The 19164-nt window shown below is 49.2% G+C and carries 18 protein-coding genes; 4 read left to right on the top strand and 14 right to left on the bottom strand.

Translation table 11 applies throughout. From position 1 onward, the window contains the following. Positions 1–525 precede the first annotated feature (525 nt). From H4J77_RS13990 to H4J77_RS13925, 14 genes are all read right to left on the bottom strand, one after another. Complete coding sequence (locus H4J77_RS13990; RefSeq protein WP_182249000.1) at positions 526–1584, bottom strand: glycosyltransferase; 1059 nt, start codon at positions 1582–1584, stop codon at positions 526–528. Between the two features lie 93 nt (positions 1585–1677). Continuing rightward, positions 1678–2625: an EpsG family protein gene (locus tag H4J77_RS13985; RefSeq protein WP_182248998.1), complete on the bottom strand. Its 948-nt coding sequence runs from the start codon at positions 2623–2625 to the stop codon at positions 1678–1680. Continuing rightward, complete coding sequence (locus H4J77_RS13980) at positions 2622–3410, bottom strand: glycosyltransferase family 25 protein (protein WP_182248996.1); 789 nt, start codon at positions 3408–3410, stop codon at positions 2622–2624. Before H4J77_RS13980 ends, H4J77_RS13985 begins: the two co-directional genes overlap by 4 nt. 103 nt (positions 3411–3513) lie before the next feature. Next, the gene (locus tag H4J77_RS13975) at positions 3514–4674 is read right to left on the bottom strand and encodes a glycosyltransferase (protein WP_182248993.1); all 1161 of its coding nucleotides are present in this window, start codon (positions 4672–4674) and stop codon (positions 3514–3516) included. A 60-nt stretch (positions 4675–4734) separates the two neighbouring features. Further along, positions 4735–5997 carry an O-antigen translocase gene (locus H4J77_RS13970; protein WP_182248991.1) on the bottom strand — a complete coding sequence of 421 codons (1263 nt, stop codon included), beginning with the start codon at positions 5995–5997 and terminating at the stop codon, positions 4735–4737. 6 nt (positions 5998–6003) lie between these two features. After that, complete coding sequence (locus H4J77_RS13965; protein ID WP_182248989.1) at positions 6004–7110, bottom strand: DegT/DnrJ/EryC1/StrS aminotransferase family protein; 1107 nt, start codon at positions 7108–7110, stop codon at positions 6004–6006. Continuing rightward, entirely contained in the window at positions 7107–7571 is a 465-nt protein-coding gene (locus H4J77_RS13960; protein WP_182248987.1) for an acyltransferase, read from the bottom strand. Before H4J77_RS13960 ends, H4J77_RS13965 begins: the two co-directional genes overlap by 4 nt. Next, positions 7568–7960, bottom strand: a complete 393-nt coding sequence (locus H4J77_RS13955) for an FdtA/QdtA family cupin domain-containing protein (protein WP_182248985.1) — start codon at positions 7958–7960, stop codon at positions 7568–7570. Before H4J77_RS13955 ends, H4J77_RS13960 begins: the two co-directional genes overlap by 4 nt. Beyond that, positions 7957–8829 (bottom strand): glucose-1-phosphate thymidylyltransferase RfbA, encoded by an 873-nt coding sequence (gene rfbA / locus H4J77_RS13950; RefSeq protein WP_259364863.1) that lies wholly within the window; start codon positions 8827–8829, stop codon positions 7957–7959. The genes H4J77_RS13955 and rfbA overlap by 4 nt, the downstream gene beginning before the upstream one ends. 19 nt (positions 8830–8848) lie before the next feature. After that, positions 8849–9919, bottom strand: a complete 1071-nt coding sequence (gene rfbB / locus H4J77_RS13945) for a dTDP-glucose 4,6-dehydratase (RefSeq protein WP_182248983.1) — start codon at positions 9917–9919, stop codon at positions 8849–8851. A 9-nt stretch (positions 9920–9928) separates the two neighbouring features. Continuing rightward, positions 9929–10957: an NAD-dependent epimerase/dehydratase family protein gene (locus H4J77_RS13940; RefSeq protein WP_182248981.1), complete on the bottom strand. Its 1029-nt coding sequence runs from the start codon at positions 10955–10957 to the stop codon at positions 9929–9931. 78 nt (positions 10958–11035) lie between these two features. Beyond that, the gene (gene tviB, locus H4J77_RS13935) at positions 11036–12313 is read right to left on the bottom strand and encodes a Vi polysaccharide biosynthesis UDP-N-acetylglucosamine C-6 dehydrogenase TviB (protein WP_182248979.1); all 1278 of its coding nucleotides are present in this window, start codon (positions 12311–12313) and stop codon (positions 11036–11038) included. A gap of 59 nt (positions 12314–12372) precedes the next feature. Further along, positions 12373–12534 (bottom strand): hypothetical protein, encoded by a 162-nt coding sequence (locus H4J77_RS13930; RefSeq protein ID WP_182248977.1) that lies wholly within the window; start codon positions 12532–12534, stop codon positions 12373–12375. Between the two features lie 584 nt (positions 12535–13118). After that, the gene (locus H4J77_RS13925; RefSeq protein WP_182248975.1) at positions 13119–14525 is read right to left on the bottom strand and encodes an MBL fold metallo-hydrolase RNA specificity domain-containing protein; all 1407 of its coding nucleotides are present in this window, start codon (positions 14523–14525) and stop codon (positions 13119–13121) included. 302 nt (positions 14526–14827) lie between these two features. On the opposite strand from H4J77_RS13925, the gene H4J77_RS13920 reads away from it, so the two are divergent. The 4 genes from H4J77_RS13920 (at position 14828) to H4J77_RS13905 (ending at position 19162) form a co-directional block, all read left to right on the top strand. Further along, positions 14828–15262 (top strand): low molecular weight protein-tyrosine-phosphatase, encoded by a 435-nt coding sequence (locus tag H4J77_RS13920; RefSeq protein WP_182248973.1) that lies wholly within the window; start codon positions 14828–14830, stop codon positions 15260–15262. Positions 15263–15298: 36 nt separating this feature from the next. Next, entirely contained in the window at positions 15299–17524 is a 2226-nt protein-coding gene (locus tag H4J77_RS13915; protein WP_182248971.1) for a polysaccharide biosynthesis tyrosine autokinase, read from the top strand. An 88-nt stretch (positions 17525–17612) separates the two neighbouring features. Beyond that, the gene (locus tag H4J77_RS13910; RefSeq protein ID WP_182248969.1) at positions 17613–17939 is read left to right on the top strand and encodes a hypothetical protein; all 327 of its coding nucleotides are present in this window, start codon (positions 17613–17615) and stop codon (positions 17937–17939) included. A gap of 182 nt (positions 17940–18121) precedes the next feature. After that, a complete protein-coding gene (locus H4J77_RS13905) occupies positions 18122–19162 on the top strand; it encodes a polysaccharide biosynthesis/export family protein (protein ID WP_259364861.1) in 1041 nt (346 codons plus the stop codon). Positions 19163–19164: the final 2 nt, after the last annotated feature.

The raw sequence follows: 19164 nt of genomic DNA, 5'->3' as shown, positions 1-19164 counted from the left end.
GTAATGGAACGGCTGCCGCTGGCAGCGTCCGCCGAGGACTACGAAGCGCTGCTGCCTTGGCGCTGCGGCCCGGTTGCTTACTGATCTGCAACGATCATCGCAATACGGGGTTTATGGATCGCTTACGGTGTTACGGGGTAAGCCCAGCGCCACAGCCTCACCCAGGGTGCTTAGGAAACCCTACGTTACGGAATGCAAGCAAAAACTCACTGACCTAAAAAACTCAGGCACATCATTGCGCTAACCAAATAGATAAAACAGTCTGATGCACTGCTGCACCCCGCTTCAATAAAGGTTTTGTGGTCCTTGACTGGGTTAAAACGACCAACATAAATCACCAACCAACAGCCATGCATTACGCCCAACTCATTACCGAAAGAGTTGGGCGTGTAGCTAGATAACGTGCCCTTTTCCAGCTCAAAGCCATTGGGTATAACATGCATTTTCTACTTATCATGCCCAAAAACTCTGCATGTACAAAGCGGAGAGCTTACGCTCCATACGCAATCCTATCTGGCATCATCGCTAATAACCATGCGCATAAATTTCGAGCCAACGGGATACAGTTCTATTCAAGCTAAACATTTCGACAACGTGCTGCCTGGACTTTCTGCCAAATTCTTTGGCCTCGGCGTTAGACAAATCAATCGCTTTTTGCATACCTTTAGCTAATGCTTTGCTATCCCGAGGTGGAACCAGAAATCCGTTACCACCTAGCACCTCCGCCACCCCACCACTGTCCGTGGCAATAACAACACGCTCAGTAGACATCGCTTCAGCAACCACCAGTCCGAAACCTTCCCAAGCGGAAGAAAGCACAAAAAAATCTGCAGCAGAAAGTAACTCCGGCACGTCCTTACGAACTCCTAATAGGCTCACTTTAGAGTCCAAACCAAGTGTCCTCATCCGTTCCTCAATTTCGGGCCGCAGCTCTCCATCACCCACAATTACCAAATGACTCGTTGATTCGTTTTCGCAAAAAATAGAAAAGGCATCTAATAAGTTAGGATAATCTTTTGCTTCATGAAAACGGCCTATAGCGATAAAAACCTTCCTATTCTGAAGACCCAGTTCAGAGCGGAGGCGCTGACGCGAGACCAGCCTAAAATTGAACCTTTGTGTATCGATACCATTAGGTGTCGCAATCATACGCCCCAAAGGCGCAGCTTTCTTGCGTTCAAAAGAATCCAAAGCGCCCTGACTGACATTGGTAAATTCATGCGCAAGGCCATCCGTCACTCTATATGCCAGCATGCGAAACTTTCCACCTTCATTATTACTATGCGCAGTAGACACCAAACGAGGAACTGTGGTGAACAAGCGCGCAAGCCGCGCCAATATATTGGCATGAAACATGTGACTGTGAACAACATCTGGCTGTAGACTAGTCACCAACCTATTTAAATAAAAGAACGCTTTTAAAAAACCTAGGATGTTGCGATCACCTTTCAACCAAACTACGTCTATTTTATTTGAGTTTGGCGACATCAATACAGGACCCACCAAGTAAGCCAAAGTCACATGATGCCCCTTTTTAACGAACTCGTCAGCCAGATTAACAACCTGGCTCTCAGCACCGCCCATACCCAACCCTGTAATAACTAATAGTATATTAATCGCAAACCCCCTTCACATGGAGCTCAGCCAACCTTGAAAACCTCGCATAAAGAAACCAAGCTACGATTTACAACAGGATCTCAGTCTTAGTTTATAACCATCAACAAAACAAAAAAGACTAACAACCATTGAAAAATATGGAAGTGAAAAGAAATACCCTGCAAAACCTATTCTATTGGAGATCACAGAAGATTCTGAAAGCAACAAACTCAAGCATGATGACGCAAACATAATCAGTAATATTAGGTTATTATCACGAACCCTAATCATATATATTGAGTGTAAAATAACAGACAAAGAAAGAATAAAATACACACTGGCCGACCCAGCATCAAAGTCAGTATGAGCAGCCATAGCATCAACTTTTCTAATCAAATCGTCTTTATCTAAATAAACACTAACAGCATTCAACAAATCCAAGACTCCCTGCATCAGAGAAAATCCCATCAATGAAGAAACAAAAACACCAACTGACAAAAAAGCAACATAAGGCCAGAAACGGCTATTCTTGGAAATTATAATAGCTACTAAAATTAGTGCTGACAGGTGAGCAAATAAAGACAAGACCAAAAAGAAATAAGAACTACGGCTTTTATTAAGCAAAAAAACAACAATCAGAAAAAAAGAAAAATACTGCCGCATTAGAAATGCATAATTGGGTACGAAGTAAAGAAGAAAGAAAGAAAAATAAATTATCAAATATGGAGTTCTGACCAATCTAGCCATCCTTAAAATAGGATACAAATAAAGAACACCTAGAAGAAAGACAAAATCATAGAAACCAAGTCCAACTATTTTTGCCGTTAAAAACATAGCTGGCAACAAAAACTCCACACCAAAATCACTCAAACCACCATATAAAAAGTGCAAATAATAACTCTGAATATCAGACACCAGCTCAAATGGATTTATATAAATTTTATAAACTAGAAACAACAAATAAAGAGAAGAAAAAAGGCAGTAAAAAGCACCCCTATTACCGAACTCATACTTAAAGTAATAATTCATAAAATGACGCCAATTTTAATAGCGCCTTTTGCTAAATTAAAAATGCGCTTCGACTCTTCCAGAAAACGGTTAAACACTAGACGAGGCATTTTTTTGGAAAAAACCTTCCTAACAACTGTTCTGTGATGCACAGCCCTTTCTTCTTCTAAAATACTCCCCCCTAACGAAAGCGGATGCCGCATACCCGCGATATAAAATACATCAACATCGCCACCTTCAAGTAACTCAAACCAAAAATCAGCGACCGTAATATACTTATTCTCATAAAAATTCAAAATTACTTTTGCTGCCGAACGACTGACAACATACGCCGCTGTTCTTGAAAAGTTACCAAAGTTATATCTTGGCACTCGTAGGACATGGGCGCTTATTTTATAACCATATTTATACTTATTCATAAGCCCGTCTTGGCATCCACAGAACACCAGCGAACAAGAAGATAGCTGAGAAACGCTCTTTGAAACTCTAAGCAGATCCTCGTCTCGCCCTATCACGTCATCCTCGATAATTAATGCGAAACTCTCATTGGATTCCAAAAAGCTTTTTAAGGCTTTTATGTGACTAAGCGTGCAACCAAGCTCAGCAGGAGTCATTGGACGTCGATGCACGCTAAAAAATGGAAGTGTTTTAGAGTAGTATTCACTTGCTGGTAACGTCCGCCCATCTACCGCTTCAACGCAAATAAAGTCATGATAGTAACTAGGAAAGTTTTCACTCAAGATTCTACGCCTGGCAGCATCTTGCTTTAAGGAAACCAAATAAACAGGTAAATCCAATTTTTTCATGTCAATTCACTCATCGCGTCACATCACACCAGAAGCTGCACAAACTCATTCAAACTTAGAAAAACCAAAACCACAAACACAACCTTCAACGCAAGAGCAGGCGCTATTTATTCTCTAACACATGCTCCCAGACTCTAACATATTGGTCTGAAATAACGTCAGCATTATATTCCCTAACTGCATACTCGTATGCATTACCCTTGATCTCATTAATTACGCCGGAATTATTCAAGAGATATGAAATAACAGCCGCCATTTTGTCGACATCATCGATAGCATTAACACCGACACTTTTAACTTCCTCATAAACACTAGAAGAATAACGTTCATTTAATTCAAAGCCCGAGAAGACAACCTTGCCCGAACACATACCCAGAGCCCCAGTCACCCCACGATCGTAACTATAAGCCTGATCTATGAATATATCGGCATCATCATAAGTTCTAATAAACTCAGAATATGATAAACCTCCAGCAACGACATACCTTACTTTGCAAACACCGCATTCAGCAATTGCCTTCTTAACAGCATTATCAAGAATATCATTACCCTTACGTTGTTCTTTACCAAATTGCCAAGCATGGAATACAACCACTTCTTCGGTTGCTTTTTTTAGAACAGGTTTCTGATACCTATCCGGATCAATAGGCAGTCTCACAAAATAAGTTTTCCCGCTAAGTCCTTCGTATGCAATCCTGTAATCATCAAGGCCAGTTATAAAGGCGGAAGATATTTTCTCTGCGTAAAGCCCCAACAATAAATATGCAGGACTTAATATATACTTGAAAGAGTAATAGTATTTTATTGCCAGCTTGATGCGAAAACGGTCGAGGGGGGAGTACGCATACACCCCTCTTAGACATGCCCACACCCATCGCTTATCATCACCTAACGCACAAACTATAACTCTATTAGCTTTTCTTTTCAATTTTCGCAATAGCAAAAAATTACCTATAGCTCCAAAATGAGGCACGACCACTGGGTTAATAATCTGTACAACATCATATAGTTCAAACTCAACATCCCTCATTTGACTCAAATAAGCAGCCAAACCTGCAAAACCGAAATAATCTAAAAAATACCATAGCAATAACCGTGGATAAGAAGAACGATCAACATCTTTTTTTTCAACCTTTATATCTGCCGGTAGATTTTTGTAAGCATCTCCATCAGAAAACAAAGTAACGATATGACCTTTCTTTTTTAACGCCTTAGAAAGTTCAAAATGAACACCAGAATAATCGCCACACAACAATACTTTCATGCTATAGACACACCTGAGCCCTAAAAAACCAATAAAGAAAAACACAAAAGGGAACGATACTCACCTTAAATGCCTACCAGAAAAAAATTTGGCTCTTAATAGCACAGCTAAAACAAACCAATACAGCGCGTAATTAATTGAATATGCTGTCGCCACTCCTTCCAAGCCCATAACACCTGTTAGGACTAGAGAAAGCAAATAAAAATTTGCCGCAAATATCACTTCTGTACAGATGAAAAGCTTTGCCATAGCTTTACCAAGCATAAGGTAAGCTAATATCCAGCTACCAATCTTTAATGTATCACCAATCATTTGCCAAGCAAAAAGCTCTCGCATAGGCGCAAAATTTGAAGCAAACAGAATCTCTATAATCAAGTCACGCAACAAATAAATCGTAATGCCGCATAACGCAGCCAAAGGAAGGATAATTTTGTACCCTTGTAATATCTCTTTTTTTATCTCTGCTGAATCTTTTAGCTCTGATAGCTTGGGCAGGTAATAAAGGCTTAAAGTAGTAGTTACAAGCATCAAATACGCCGAACTTAACCGCCACATAGCTTCCCAGTAACCTGCAGCCTCCCACCCCAAGGTTTCCCCAATATGGTGACGGATTAGGATGTGGCTAACAGGAACGCACGCAGCGCTAGTTAGCGCCATGGCCGCATATTTCCCCAAAAGCATCACAGTGCCTTTGTCTAGCTCACCAAAAATGTAGCCGAACTTAAACCAATCTGCCCTGTAACAAACATATAAAGTAACCACAAAAGAAAAAGATGGATGAATTGCTAGCGCTGTGAGCGCCCCATGGAGTCCGAGTTTGACGGCAAGCACACTAGTCACAACAAGAGAGAACAGACTCCCAGCAATATTAGCGATAACATAGCGATAAATTTCTTTCTTCCCATTTAATATTGCCAATAGCAGCGTATTAAATACAAAGAATACCAAAGAAATAGAAAGCCACACAAATACACTACTGTAGCTTTTATCGTTTAGAAACCATTGAGCGATCTGCTTACTAAAAACCAAAACAACAACACCCGTAACTATCGAACCTATTAGAGCAACCGTGCCTGCCGTACGCCAAACTTGACGCTGCTTTTGCTCTTCATCGTAGAATTCAGCCGTATATTTAATGACACCCGTATTAATAGCACCACTGGAAAACGTCGTTATAATTTGTACGGCGTTTTGAAAATTACCAATCGCCGCATAGCCCCCCGGACCTAAGTACATAGCCAGTATCTTATTTAGCCCTAGCATAGTGAGCATTTTAACAACAACTGCAACACCATTTAACAGACTAGTTTTTATCAAGGTCATCAGAGGTTAATTCGCCATTTGAAAAATATTACATGCTTTAACTACCGCAGCAATCTGTTCATCCGTAATAGTCGGCCCCATAGGCAAACTTAAAACTTGCTGGTGAATTATTTCTGATAACGGATAAGACTCCAAATTTCGCTCTTTATACGCCTGCTGGTGATGAGGAGGAATTGGATAATGGATTAGGGTTTGAATACCTTGGTCAGCCAGATGCTGTCGCATAGCTTCACGCTGATTACAACGAATCACAAATACGTGCCAGGCATGCGCTTCAGCATGAGGGGCGGGCAAAGTAATCAAGGGATTATCGATACTTTTAAGGTAGGCTCCAGCCACTTTACGACGATGTGCAGTTTCTTTATCTAAATATCGTAGTTTCACCCTGAGCATGGCTGCTTGAATCTCATCAAGTCGGCTATTTACTCCCTGGAACAAATTTTTATATTTCTCATGAGAGCCGTAATTACGCAGAGCGCTCAAAGTGTTAGCAAGCTCAGCATCATCAGTAGTAACAGCTCCCGCGTCCCCGAGCGCCCCCAGATTTTTGCCTGGGTAGAAACTAAAGCCGGACGCATGGCCCCAGCTACCGGCTTTTTTGCCATCAAGCGCAGCCCCATGTGCTTGGGCTGAATCTTCCAGTACCAAAAAACCGTGCTGATTTGCCAATGCCATAAGTTCAGGCATTGGCGCCAGTTGCCCGTACAAATGAACTGCAAGAAGGACTTTAGTCCGGGGGGTAATCGCAGCTGCTGCTTTAGCTGGACACAGATTATAGGTTTGCTCGTTAGGCTCCACCAATACAGGCGTCAGTCGATTTTCGGTAATGGCTAGGATACTGGCTATATAGGTATTGGCAGGAACAATAACCTCATCGCCGTCCTTCAGTTTACCTAGCTCTTTCCAGGCACGCAGTGTAAGCGTTAATGCATCCAGACCGTTGGCAACACCGATGCAGTGTTGTGTACCACAATAATCGGCAAATTCAGATTCAAACGCTTTGAGTTCGGTGCCTTGTATATACCAGCCCGAATCAATAACGCGGGTAGCAGCGTCGATTAGATCTGCACGGTATTGGGCGTTTATCGCCTTGAGGTCGAGAAAAGGGATCATATGGTCACATACCTGATAACTTTTGCGGGGTTACCCGCGACGACGGCTCCCGCCGGTACATCCTGAGTAACAACGGCGCCGGCGCCCACCATGGCATATTCACCGATAGTGATGCCGGGCAGCAGCGTCGCGTTGGCTCCTATACTGGCATTTTGCTTTACGGTGATCCCCGAAAACTGGTCCGGGTATTTTTTGGAACGGGGAAAAAGGTCGTTCGTGAAAGTAACATTTGGGCCGATAAATACGCCGTCTTCGATACGGGTTCCATCCCACAGTTGAACGCCAGACTTTAGCGTAACTCTGTCACCCATAATCACATCGCTTTCGATCAGTGTCTGGGCGCAAATGTTGCAATCTTTGCCAATTTGAGCACCGCTCAAAATCACTACAAACTGCCATACCTTTGTGCCTTCCCCAATCGACGAACTAGCAACATCTGATAAAGGATGAATGAAGCTCATGCGCCCACCACTTTGAGGAACTGCTCATAGTCACGAATGTAGTCCGCATCGTCGTAGTGTTCGCTGGCCAGCACTAGCAACACGCAATCAGGACTAAAGTCATGCATGGCTCCCCACACGAGAGCATCTTGCAGCAGACCCTTGTTTGGCTGATTCAGGCTGTAGGTGGTTTTCTGATTACCATCATCTAGCGTCACGCTGCAGGAGCCATTCACAGCAATCAGATATTGCTGGGTCTTGTGATGTGAATGCTGACCTCGTGGCACATCTGGCTTTGTCCCGTAGATATAGAACACGCGCTTTACGGCAAACGGGACATCTTGGCTACCTTCAATTGCAATCAGCTGCCCACGATGATCACCTAAAACACGGTGTTCGGTAATGCTCATACGTTTTCTCCAGATAGCCTCAGCAAATACTGGCCATATTCGTTTTTGCTGAGCGCCTGCCCCTGCTCTTTAAGCTGGTCCTTACTCAACCAGCCGTTGTTAAAGGCGATTTCTTCCAGGCAGGCGACTTTCAAGCCTTGGCGATGCTCAATCGTTTGTACAAAGCTGCTTGCCTCAAGCAGGCTCTCATGGGTACCCGTATCCAGCCAGGCAAAGCCACGACCCAGAAGCTCGACATTCAGATCGCCCCGCTCCAGATAAGCCTGATTAACGCTGGTTATCTCCAGCTCACCCCGGTGAGAGGGTTTCACGTGCTTGGCAATTTCAACGACGTCGTTGTCGTAAAAATAGAGTCCGGTCACGGCGAAGTTGGACTTGGGCTGCTCTGGCTTTTCTTCGATCGAGATGGCCTTGTTGTTCTCATCGAAGGCTACTACGCCAAAGCGCTCGGGGTCTTTTACCTGATAGCCAAATACCGTGGCGCCTGAGGTCCGAGCTGCTGCCTGCTTGAGCTTGGGCGAAAACCCTTGACCATAAAAGATGTTGTCACCCAGTACCAGGCAGACACTGTCATCACCGATAAATTCTTGCCCAATGATAAAGGCCTGAGCCAACCCGTCCGGGCTCGGCTGTTGCGCATAGCTGAGGCGGACACCAAAGTTACTTCCGTCACCCAGGAGTTTTTCAAAGCTGGGTAGATCTTCGGGGGTGGAAATGATCAGGATGTCACGGATACCCGCGAGCATCAGTACAGATAGCGGGTAATACACCATTGGCTTGTCGTAAATAGGCAGTAGCTGCTTGGATACGCCTTTGGTAATGGGATACAAACGGGTGCCGGAACCACCGGCGAGGATAATGCCTTTCATCTTCATATCCTTGCTGGAATCAGAGTTGACCAAGACGTTCACGTTGGTAGCTTCCGTCCTGCACGCGTCGGCACCAATCCAGATTGTCGAGATACCACTGCACTGTCTTGCGAATCCCGGATTCGAACGTTTCTTCCGGTTGCCAGTCCAGATCGCACTTGATCTTGCTCGCATCAATAGCATAACGACGGTCGTGGCCGGGGCGATCCTGCACGAAGGTAATTTGCTCACGGTAGCTGGCTTGTTTTGGGCGCAGCTCCTGCAGCACGTCGCAGATGCTATGCACTACCTCGATGTTTTGCTTTTCATTATGACCGCCAATGTTGTACGTCTCACCGACTCTGCCATCGGTCAGCACCCTGTAAAGCGCTCTGGCATGATCTTCGACATGGAGCCAATCACGCACCTGATCACCCTTACCGTAGATCGGCAAGGCCTTGCATTCCAGCGCATTGAGAATCACCAGAGGGATCAGCTTTTCCGGGAAGTGATAAGGACCATAATTGTTACTGCAGTTCGTTATCAGCACCGGCAGACCGTAAGTACGCTGCCAGGCACGAACCAAGTGATCTGAGCTGGCTTTACTGGCGCTATAGGGACTGCTCGGGGCGTACGCGGTTGTTTCTGTAAACAGGTACTTACATGCGTCTTGCGCTTCGTCCGGGTGGGGCAGATCACCGTAGACTTCGTCGGTACTGATATGGTGAAAACGGAACCGACTTTTTCTTTCCGGCGCCATTGCCTGCCAATAATGGCGAGCAGCTTCCAGTAAGATGTAGGTACCCAAAATATTGGTCTGGATAAACTCGGCCGGACCATCAATGGAGCGATCCACATGGCTCTCGGCGGCGAGATGCATGATGGCATCCGGTTGATGGTTATCCAACACGCTATCCAGCAATGCACGGTCGCAGATATCGACTTGCTCAAACGCATAGCGGCAGTCGCCGCTGACATCGTTGAGGGATTCAAGATTGCCAGCGTAGGTCAACTTATCCAGATTGACCACGCTATCTGTAGTGGTATTGATAATATGGCGAATGACGGCTGAGCCAATGAAACCGGCACCACCTGTGACAAGAATCTTCATTGTGTTCCTTCAAGTCTCAACTGAACGGATATACCAAGGCATAGCTAGATCAATACCAGCCACAATGTCGTATCTCGGTTTATAACCCAGCAGTCTCTGCGCTTTACCAACATCTGCCTGAGAGTGACGAACATCACCTGGGCGAAAATCGCGGTACTGCGCATTGTTTTCTACGGTCACGCCATTAGTCCGTAGGCTTTGCTGAATCGCGCTAAAAAGCTGGTTAAGCGTTGTCCGATCGCCTACAGCAACGTTGTAAACCTGGCTTAGCGCTTCGGCAGCGTGCGTTGTGGCGGCGAGCAGGTTGGCCTGCACAGTATTGTCGATATAGCAGAAGTCCCGACTCGTTTCGCCGTCTCCATTGATAAATATATCGTCGCTTTTGATCATCGCAGCAGTCCACTTGGGAATTACCGCTGCATAAGCACCATCCGGGTCCTGACGCTTACCAAATACGTTGAAGTAACGCAGTCCAATCGAATTGAAGCCGTATGTTTTAGCAAATACATCGGCATAGAGCTCGTTTACATACTTGGTCACGGCATATGGCGACAGTGGCTTGCCGATGACATCCTCTACTTTTGGCAATCCCGGATGGTCGCCGTAAGTTGAGCTGCTGGCCGCGTAGGTAAAGCTGTCTACCTTGGCATCACGCGCGGCCACCAGCATATTCAGAAAGCCGTCGATGTTGGTTGCGTTAGTCGTGATCGGATCATTGATCGAGCGTGGTACTGAGCCAAGGGCGGCCTGGTGCAAAACATAGTTCACACTCTCACATGCCTTGCGGCAGTCTTCCAGGTTGCGGATATCACCTTCGATAAAACGGAAGCGCTGCCATTGTTCAGGAGCAACCAGGCTTTGCACTTCGTCCAGGTTGCGCTGGTAGCCGGTTGCGAAGTTATCCAGGCCTATGACGGTCTGGTCCAGCTTGAGTAGGGTTTCCAGCAGGTTGGACCCGATAAAGCCGGCGACGCCGGTGACCAGCCAGGTCTTCGGGTTTTGGGGTAGGGACTGCAGCAGTTCTTCGAAGCGGGTCATGGTGTTATTCCGTAAAAACTGTCAAGCCGGTTCTTCCGTTGGGCGAACAGGCTTCTGTATTCGGTTATCGGTTCGGGCTTAAAGACGCAGGTCTGACTGGCCTTCAGGTAGCAAGTATTTGAGGTCATACAACACATGCTTGGGTTTTCCGAGCTGGCGATAGTCCTGCTCGCTCATAGTGATGAACTGCTGATGCGAGACGGCCAGAACGATACCATCGTAGGCTCCTGGCTGCGGCTCACTAATCGGGTTAAGACCGTACACACGCTTAGCCTCCTCTGCGGAAACCCAGGGGTCATACACATCTACCTCGATGTTGTATTCGCCCAGCTCTCTCACCACGTCAATAATCTTGGTATTTCGCAGGTCCGGGCAGTTCTCTTTGAAAGTGAGGCCCATTATTAACACACGCGCCCCTTCTACATGGATACGCTTTTTCAGCATAGCTTTGACTAGCTGAGACACCACATAGGCGCCCATGCTGTCGTTCAGACGACGCCCGGCGAGAATGATTTCAGGGTGATATCCAATCGACTGTGCTTTATGCGTAAGGTAATAGGGGTCTACGCCAATGCAATGCCCACCAACTAAACCCGGCCGGAATGGCAAGAAGTTCCATTTGGTACCAGCCGCCTGCAGCACCGCCTCGGTATCAATCCCCATCTTGTTAAAAATCACCGCCAGCTCGTTAATCAGCGCGATATTCAGGTCGCGCTGGGTGTTCTCGATCACCTTGGCTGCCTCAGCCACCTTGATACTGCTGGCCTTATGCGTACCCGCTGTGATGATCTCGTTATAAAGCGAATCAATCAGGTCTGCGGCTTCAGGTGTCGAGCCGGACGTTACTTTTTTGATGGTGGTGACGCGATGCTCTTTGTCGCCTGGGTTTATCCGCTCGGGGCTATAACCCGCAAAAAAGTCCTGGTTAAACCTAAGCCCGGATACGCGCTCAAGCACCGGAATACAAACCTCTTCCGTGGCACCGGGGTAAACAGTCGACTCGTATATAACAACGTCACCTTTATTCAGTACTTTGCCAATAGTCTCAGAGGCCTTGCAGAGCGGTGTTAAGTCTGGGCGCTGGTGCTCGTCAATGGGGGTAGGCACGGTAACGATATACAGGTTGGCTACCTCAAGCTCGGCCGGGTTGGCGCTAAAGCTAAGGTGTGTCGCCTGCCCGAGTTCAACATCACTGACCTCTAGCGTGCTGTCGTGGCCCGCCTGGAGTGCGTTTATCCGCTGCTGATTAATGTCAAAACCAATAACACCGCGCTGCTTGCCAAATTCAACGGCGAGCGGGAGGCCAACGTATCCCAGCCCTACCACAGCGATTTTGACGTCTTTCAGTTTTAGCATTGATATTGATCCAAGTAAGTTTGAGTCTCTTAGCAAACAGTTGACAGTTCTGTTTGTTGTTAGCGGGACTCGACAGGGTGAGCGGAGTCCGCTAAGCCTTCATTCAGCAGGTTCTGGCGCGAGGTTGCGGTAGGGGGAAAATAGAGGTTGGCGACAAAGAGCGTCATCTTGATCGCTTCGGGACGCGTGCCAAAAACACAGAGCGTTTTCAATTGACTCATAGACCCCTTTTAACCTGTTCAAAACGTGATGACTTCAAGGCAGCACCTGATTCATACATGCTGCTGAAAGCTGCTATCTGTTATAGCCACGTAAACACAGTAGAGTCCATTTCCCTGCGAATGACTTAAGTTTTTATATTGCCTGGCTGTAGCCGCGGAAATATTATCGATTTAATGGCTAGTTAGTTTGCCAGCATCCTTGGCTCACTCATTATTCACCTCAACCATCAACACGTCCTAAAGAGCTACAGTGCTTCTTTGCCGGTCACGGCAAGATGTCTTTTACCGCCTGATCAGAGCCAGAACGGCCGCACGCCCGATTTTAGAGCGCGTATGGTAAGAGCCGGTGCACGCGCCAGCAAGCGTCTATTTATCTATCTGATTGCAGCTCATGCAACACAGTATACCCACTAGCGTCACGTAAAAGTGGTAAGAGCCAGGCAGACGTGCATGCACCAAGGCGTTCAGCCTGACGCGCATAAATAATGATGAGACGAAGCAAGCCTCTGCACTACTCGCACTTTGTATACTCCGTCACACTTTAAATGGCGGTGCTCGCTAGCCTTTGGTCTGTATATGCAGGGCTAGGTGGCAATCACAACGCGCAACGGCTTTGCCTGTGCTTTGGCCCTGCGCTGCAGCTCGCTCGCCAGGGTAGCCTTGGCCTGATCATCGCCATGCACCAGCCGTACCTCCTCTGGCCAGCGCTTCATGCCGGTAATAAAGCCTACCAAACCTTTCTGGTCTGCATGAGCGGAGTAACCGCCCAGCGTATGCACGCCAGCGTTAATGGTATAGCGCTCCCCCTCCAGCTCTACATAACCGTGCTGTGGGCCGTATTGCTGGATGACGTGGCCTGGGGTGCCGCGGGCCTGATAGCCAACAAAAACCACATTGTGCCGTGCATCACCCAGCATTGCCTTGAGATAATTGATCACCCGGCCAGCGGTGCACATGCCACTGCCGGTGATCACAATGGCGGGCTGGCGGTTATGCGCCAGGCGGTTGACCATCGTCATATGCTGCGCGTGGGTGGTGACGGTGAGTAACTGCTTGAACGCCAACGGCTGATGGCCTTGCACTACACGCTTGAGCGCTTCTGCGTTCCACCAGGGTTTTAGCTCGCGGTACAGCTTGGTAAAGCGCGTTGCCAAGGGAGCGTCCAGTATCACCGGTATTTGCTGCCATGCTTTATTACCCTGGATGATCCCTTCCAGCTCGTAGAGTAGCTCCTGGGTACGGCCAATACTAAAGGCCGGGACAATCACACTGCCGCCGTCAGCCAGGGCGCGCTCAAGCACCTTTTGCAAGCGTGCGCGGCGATTACGCCGACTCTCGTGCTGGCGGTCACCATAGGTACTTTCCAGTACGACCACATCAGCCGCGTGTGGTGGTTTTGGCGCTGGCAGCATGGGGGCATGGGGCGCACCCAGATCACCGGAAAATACAATGCGACGACGTCGCTGTTGCAACGGATAGTGCAGATCGCACTCAATATAGGCCGAGCCCAGAATATGCCCGGCCCGCTGAAAGCGAATGCGGCACACCAGGTCTGGGCGCTCAAGCACAGTGACCCACTTTTTATATGGGTGACCCTGCAAGTAGCCAGACACTTTTTTTACGTAACGCTCACTTAGAGCGGCATCCCGGCTGATACCCACCTTGAAGGCGTCTTCCAGCACGGTTGGCATCAATAATGCCGAGGGTTCGGTGCAGTGAATAGGCTGATCAAAGCCCGCCGCCAACAACCAGGGTAGCCGACCAATGTGGTCAACATGTACGTGGGTGGCGATCAGTGCGTGCACTGTTGTCAGGGCAAACTCGATGGCCAGACTGTTTTGCCCTGCCCCGCCGTTTGAGACCTCTGCACCCTGAAAAAGACCACAGTCAATCAATAGGCTGTCGTCCTCTGTTAGCCACAGCTGATGACAAGACCCAGTGACGCCGTTAACGGCGCCGTGGTGCTGAATCCAGGGATAGGTAACGCGCATAAACAAGCTCCTTTTGTTTTGGCTAGCTTATGCCAGCAGCCCTTGTGATTCGGCGAACCAGTGCACACCTCAACCTAAAACGACCGCACGCAGATTTTTAGCTGCCCTGCTGTTACGCGCGCATGCAGGGATCGGCCGGGCACCTATTGCGCCATCGTCCAGCCTCCCTCACAATTGGCGTTAACACGTCAACAATTTGGCCCACCACGCACGACAATAACTTGACCCAATACCAAGCGGAAACTACAGTTCCGGCCGAGCGGTCAATCAATAGCATTAACAACAGGATGACTTAACACCGAATGATCAGGTCGATTCTGGTTGTCTGTGTCGGCAACATTTGCCGTAGCCCGACAGCGCAAGCCTTGCTGCAAAGCAAGCTTACCGGCAGCAATATCCGAGTAACCTCGGCTGGTTTGGGGGCGCTGGTAGATAAACCCGTTGATGCCACTGCCGCCGAGGTTATGCAGGCTGCAGGCTATGCGTTACCCGACCATCAAGCGCGGCAGCTCACACCCGACATGCTGCGCGAAGCAGATCTGGTTCTGGCGATGGAAAATCGCCACCTGCAGTCCATTCATGCGATGGCACCGCAAGCCCGAGGCAAGACCATGCTGCTGGGTAAGTGGTTAGATAACGCAGAAATACCAGACCCTTACCGTCAACAGCGCCCCGCCTTTGAACACGTATTTCGCGTTATAGAGCGGGCAACAGATGCATGGCTACACTATCTATAACACTGATTTTTTACTCGTAATGGAAACCCCCAGGTAATGCAGACCACCCCGGCACCGCCCAAGCACGAAACCAGCGACGAAATCGATCTATTGGCGCTGCTAGGTGCTTTGCTCGACCAAAAGCTCATCATCATCGCTTGCACCCTGATTTTCGCCTTGTGCGGCATTGCCTATGCCTTGCTGGCCACCCCTATCTATCAAGCCAATGCGGTCATTCAGATTGAAGAAAAATCGCAGGGCATTGGCGGTTTATTGGGTGACGCGAGTGGCGGCGATATGTTTTCCAGCGCCAGTGCCGCAGCGACCGAGATAGAGCTGCTCAAGTCGCGCAAGGTGATTGGCCAGGCGGTAGAAAACCTGAAGCTCGATATTGAAGCCAAGCCCAAACTGATGCCGGTCATCGGCTCTTTCTTCTATCTGCGTTTTACCCCCACCCCTGAAACCCCCGTAGCAGAGCCGTTAATGGCCTTTGATAGCTACGCCTGGGGCGGCGAAGAGGTCGAGATCTTTCAACTGGAAGTTCCTCCGGCTTACGAGGGCAAACAACTCATCCTGAGGGCAGAAGAAAACGATGGCTTCAGCCTGCTGAATGATGATGGTGAGACGCTGGTCACTGGCATGGTTAATCAGCCAACCAACGAGCACGGCTTTCGCATTCAGGTTAAGCATCTGCTTGCCCATCCGGGTACCGAGTTTGCGGTCATCAAACGCAACCAGCTACGCACCATCCTGGATTACCAACGCGAGGTAGCGGCAAGTGAGAAAGGCCGAGACTCTGGTATTTTGTCGTTGAGTCTGGAAAGCCCCTACCCTGGCGAAGCGACTGAGATACTGGACGAAGTCAGCCGCCTTTACGTGCGCCAGAACGTGGAACGTAAATCAGCCGAGGCGCAACAAAGCCTCGATTTCTTGAAGGACCAGTTGCCTGAGGTGCGGCGCCAGCTCGAAACCGCCGAAACCGCCTTGAACGACTATCAGGCCAGCGCCGGATCAGTTGATATCACCATAGAAACGCAGGCCGTGCTGGACCAGGTGGTGGAGCTTGAAACCTCGATTTCCGAGCTGGATCTTAAGCGCTCAGAGATGGAGCGCCGCTTCACGCGGCAACACCCGACTTACCAGGCCCTGATCGAACAAAAGCGGCAGCTTGTTAGTCGCCGCGATGCCCTGCTTGAGCGTGTTGGCGGCCTACCCGAGACCCAACAAGAGCTGCTGCGTCTGTCGCGTGATGTTGAAGTGAGTACCGAAATTTACACCGCGATGCTCAACAAGTCGCAAGAACTCGATATTGTGCGCGCTGGCACCGTCGGCAACGTGCGCATCATTGATGATGCGGTGGTTGACGCGTCCGCGCCGGTCAAACCCAAGAAGGCATTGATCGTAGTATTGGCGACTCTACTCGGCGGCATGCTGGGCGTGGCTATCGCCCTGCTGCGCCATGCGCTCAACCGTGGTATCGACAACCCCGAGCTGATCGAGCAATTGGGGCTGCCGGTTTACGCGTCCGTGCCCTTCAGCAAAGAGCAGCAACTGATGGAGCGAGAGGTTAAGTCCAAGCAAGGCAGTAGCCAGAGCTCGCATTTGCTGTCCGCTATCAACCCGGCTGACCTGTCAATTGAATCACTACGCAGCCTGCGCACCAGCCTGCACTTTGCCATGATGGAGGCCAAGAACAATATATTGATGATATCTGGCCCCAGCCCGAACGTCGGCAAATCGTTTATCTCTGCCAACCTGGCGGCCATCGTGGCGCAGGCGGGCCAGAAAGTCGTGTTGATTGATAGCGACATGCGCAAAGGCTACTTGCACAAACTACTCAAGCGCGAGCCGGAACCTGGCCTGTCCAACCTGTTGGTGAGTACGCACTCGCTAGCGGACATAGTTCACAAAACGGAAGTAGAGAATCTGCACTTTATCGCCCGTGGTCAGATCCCTCCTAACCCGTCAGAACTACTAATGCACGCTAACTTTGAGACCATGCTGACCAAGTTAAGCAGTCTTTATGACCTGGTTATTGTGGATACACCGCCTATACTGGCGGTTACTGATGCAGCGCTGGTAGGCCGCTTGGCGGGTACCAGCCTGATTGTGACGCGCTTTGGCTTGAACCCGGTCAAGGAAATTGAACTGACGCTGCAACGCTTCCGTAACAATGGTGTTGATATAAAAGGCGCCATTTTCAACGCGGTAGAAAAGAAAGCGTCCGCTTACGGTTATGGTAATTACGGCTATTACCAATACGAATACAAGTCTGACAAGTGAGCAGCCTGCAAACATTTAAATAAGGACTTTTAATGCTTCACTTGTTGGGTATAATCACAGTTGGTTTAATTTCGCAAGGAGACGAGACATGAAAAAATATACATTGGCAATGGTGGCCTGCGGCCTTCTGCTCGCCTCCAATGCAAGCTTTGCTCAAGATGCTGGCGCAAGCGGCGGCGCGGCAGCCGTTAATTCTGGCGCCGGTGGTGCTGGCGGTTCTGGCAATGGCGGTGCCGGGGCTGGTGGCGTAGGCGCTGGCGTACAACCTGGTGGTGCTACTGGTGGCATTAACGCTGGCGGCTGGGCTCTGGGTTTAGGCGCCGCAGGTCTTGCCGGTGCTGCGGCAGCTGGCGGTGGTGGCGGCGGTTCTAACGACAATGCGGGCACTACTGGTACCACAACCGGTACTAACTGATATTGGTCAGGTAGCATCCAAGGTCACCTGAAATGCGTTTCGGGTGACCTTTTTTATTGTCAGAATAACGTTCCGAATCACTATAAACATAAGATCACGCCATCATGAATCGACTTTCGCTCGCAGCCCTAGGCACCTCTGCTCTTCTCCTCCAGGCGTGCATGTTCTCGCCGGGCATGAACATGGATACAGACCGCCTGATCCATGAGGATTCAGCAGAAGAAAGTCTGGTTGAGATGGTGCAGATCACGCCCAAGGTGCTGGCGCAGGAAAATGCCGTAGCACGGGACCGCTCAGTACCAGCGCAACTGCTGGAATATGCACCGGAGAATTACCGCATCGGGCCCAATGACGCCCTGTTTATTACGGTTTGGGATCACCCCGAGCTGACCATTCCAGGCGGCCAGCAACAGGCTTCATCCGCCAACGCCCGGGTAGTGCGTGATGACGGCACCCTGTTTTATCCCTTCATTGGTAGCGTGGAAGTAGCCGGGCTAACCCAGGAAGAGCTGCGCAAGATTATTCGCGATCGCCTTTCGCGCTATATCGAGCAACCTCAGGTTGACGTCAACATCATTGAATATAACAGCCAGAAGGTAACCCTGAGTGGCGCTTTCATGGCGCCCGGCTTTCGGGCGATTAACTCGCAGCCACTGACGCTGCTGCAGGCTGTTGGTGAAGCAGGCATCGACCCCGAGCGCGCGGATCTCTCGCACCTGAGCCTGATACGCGATGGCGAGGTTTATACCCTCGATTACGATTACCTCACCAGCAACCCAAGCGAGGTCGGCAACGTTTATCTCAAGCCGGGCGACAAGCTGCACCTGGCGCTGAATGACTCGCGCAAGGTCTTTGTTATGGGTGAGGTAGAGCGTCCTTCTGCCCTGCCTTACAGCACCAGCCGTATGACCCTGAGCGAAGTACTGGGCACCGTCGGCGGGCCTTCCCCGATCTCGTCCAGCGGCCGTGAGGTTTATGTGATTCGCGGCGTAGAAGACCTGCAAACACAGAAAGCCACTATTTTTCAATTGAACGCCCAGTCGCCTTCTGCGTTCATTCTTGCCGATCAATTTGAGATGCAGCCGCAAGACGTGGTCTTTGTCGGCGCCGCCGGCATCACACGCTGGAACCGCTTTGTAAGCCAACTGTTCCCCAGTGCGGGCATTCTGGGTACCGCCGTGCGCGTGGGTAGCGATTACAACGACATTCGCAACGACAACTGATA

This window comes from Pseudomonas sp. 5Ae-yellow (genome assembly GCF_014077575.1).
Classification (GTDB): Bacteria; Pseudomonadota; Gammaproteobacteria; order Pseudomonadales; family Pseudomonadaceae; genus Halopseudomonas; species Halopseudomonas neustonica.
This window is presented reverse-complemented; position numbering and strand designations above follow the sequence as displayed.

Excerpts from the sequence above, each read along its gene's own strand:
- H4J77_RS13990 (WP_182249000.1), bottom strand. The coding sequence starts at position 1,584 with ATGGGCGGTGCTGAGAGCCAGGTTGTTAATCTGGCTGACGAGTTCGTT.
- H4J77_RS13985 (WP_182248998.1), bottom strand. The coding sequence starts at position 2,625 with ATGAATTATTACTTTAAGTATGAGTTCGGTAATAGGGGTGCTTTTTAC.
- H4J77_RS13925 (WP_182248975.1), bottom strand. The coding sequence starts at position 14,525 with ATGCGCGTTACCTATCCCTGGATTCAGCACCACGGCGCCGTTAACGGC.
- H4J77_RS13920 (WP_182248973.1), top strand. The coding sequence starts at position 14,828 with ATGATCAGGTCGATTCTGGTTGTCTGTGTCGGCAACATTTGCCGTAGC.
- H4J77_RS13915 (WP_182248971.1), top strand. The coding sequence starts at position 15,299 with ATGCAGACCACCCCGGCACCGCCCAAGCACGAAACCAGCGACGAAATC.
- H4J77_RS13955 (WP_182248985.1), bottom strand. The coding sequence starts at position 7,960 with ATGAGCATTACCGAACACCGTGTTTTAGGTGATCATCGTGGGCAGCTG.
- H4J77_RS13965 (WP_182248989.1), bottom strand. The coding sequence starts at position 7,110 with ATGATCCCTTTTCTCGACCTCAAGGCGATAAACGCCCAATACCGTGCA.
- H4J77_RS13980 (WP_182248996.1), bottom strand. The coding sequence starts at position 3,410 with ATGAAAAAATTGGATTTACCTGTTTATTTGGTTTCCTTAAAGCAAGAT.
- H4J77_RS13975 (WP_182248993.1), bottom strand. The coding sequence starts at position 4,674 with ATGAAAGTATTGTTGTGTGGCGATTATTCTGGTGTTCATTTTGAACTT.
- H4J77_RS13970 (WP_182248991.1), bottom strand. The coding sequence starts at position 5,997 with ATGACCTTGATAAAAACTAGTCTGTTAAATGGTGTTGCAGTTGTTGTT.
- rfbB (WP_182248983.1), bottom strand. The coding sequence starts at position 9,919 with ATGAAGATTCTTGTCACAGGTGGTGCCGGTTTCATTGGCTCAGCCGTC.
- H4J77_RS13940 (WP_182248981.1), bottom strand. The coding sequence starts at position 10,957 with ATGACCCGCTTCGAAGAACTGCTGCAGTCCCTACCCCAAAACCCGAAG.
- H4J77_RS13930 (WP_182248977.1), bottom strand. The coding sequence starts at position 12,534 with ATGAGTCAATTGAAAACGCTCTGTGTTTTTGGCACGCGTCCCGAAGCG.
- H4J77_RS13960 (WP_182248987.1), bottom strand. The coding sequence starts at position 7,571 with ATGAGCTTCATTCATCCTTTATCAGATGTTGCTAGTTCGTCGATTGGG.
- rfbA (WP_259364863.1), bottom strand. The coding sequence starts at position 8,829 with ATGAAAGGCATTATCCTCGCCGGTGGTTCCGGCACCCGTTTGTATCCC.
- H4J77_RS13905 (WP_259364861.1), top strand. The coding sequence starts at position 18,122 with ATGGATACAGACCGCCTGATCCATGAGGATTCAGCAGAAGAAAGTCTG.
- H4J77_RS13910 (WP_182248969.1), top strand. The coding sequence starts at position 17,613 with ATGAAAAAATATACATTGGCAATGGTGGCCTGCGGCCTTCTGCTCGCC.
- tviB (WP_182248979.1), bottom strand. The coding sequence starts at position 12,313 with ATGCTAAAACTGAAAGACGTCAAAATCGCTGTGGTAGGGCTGGGATAC.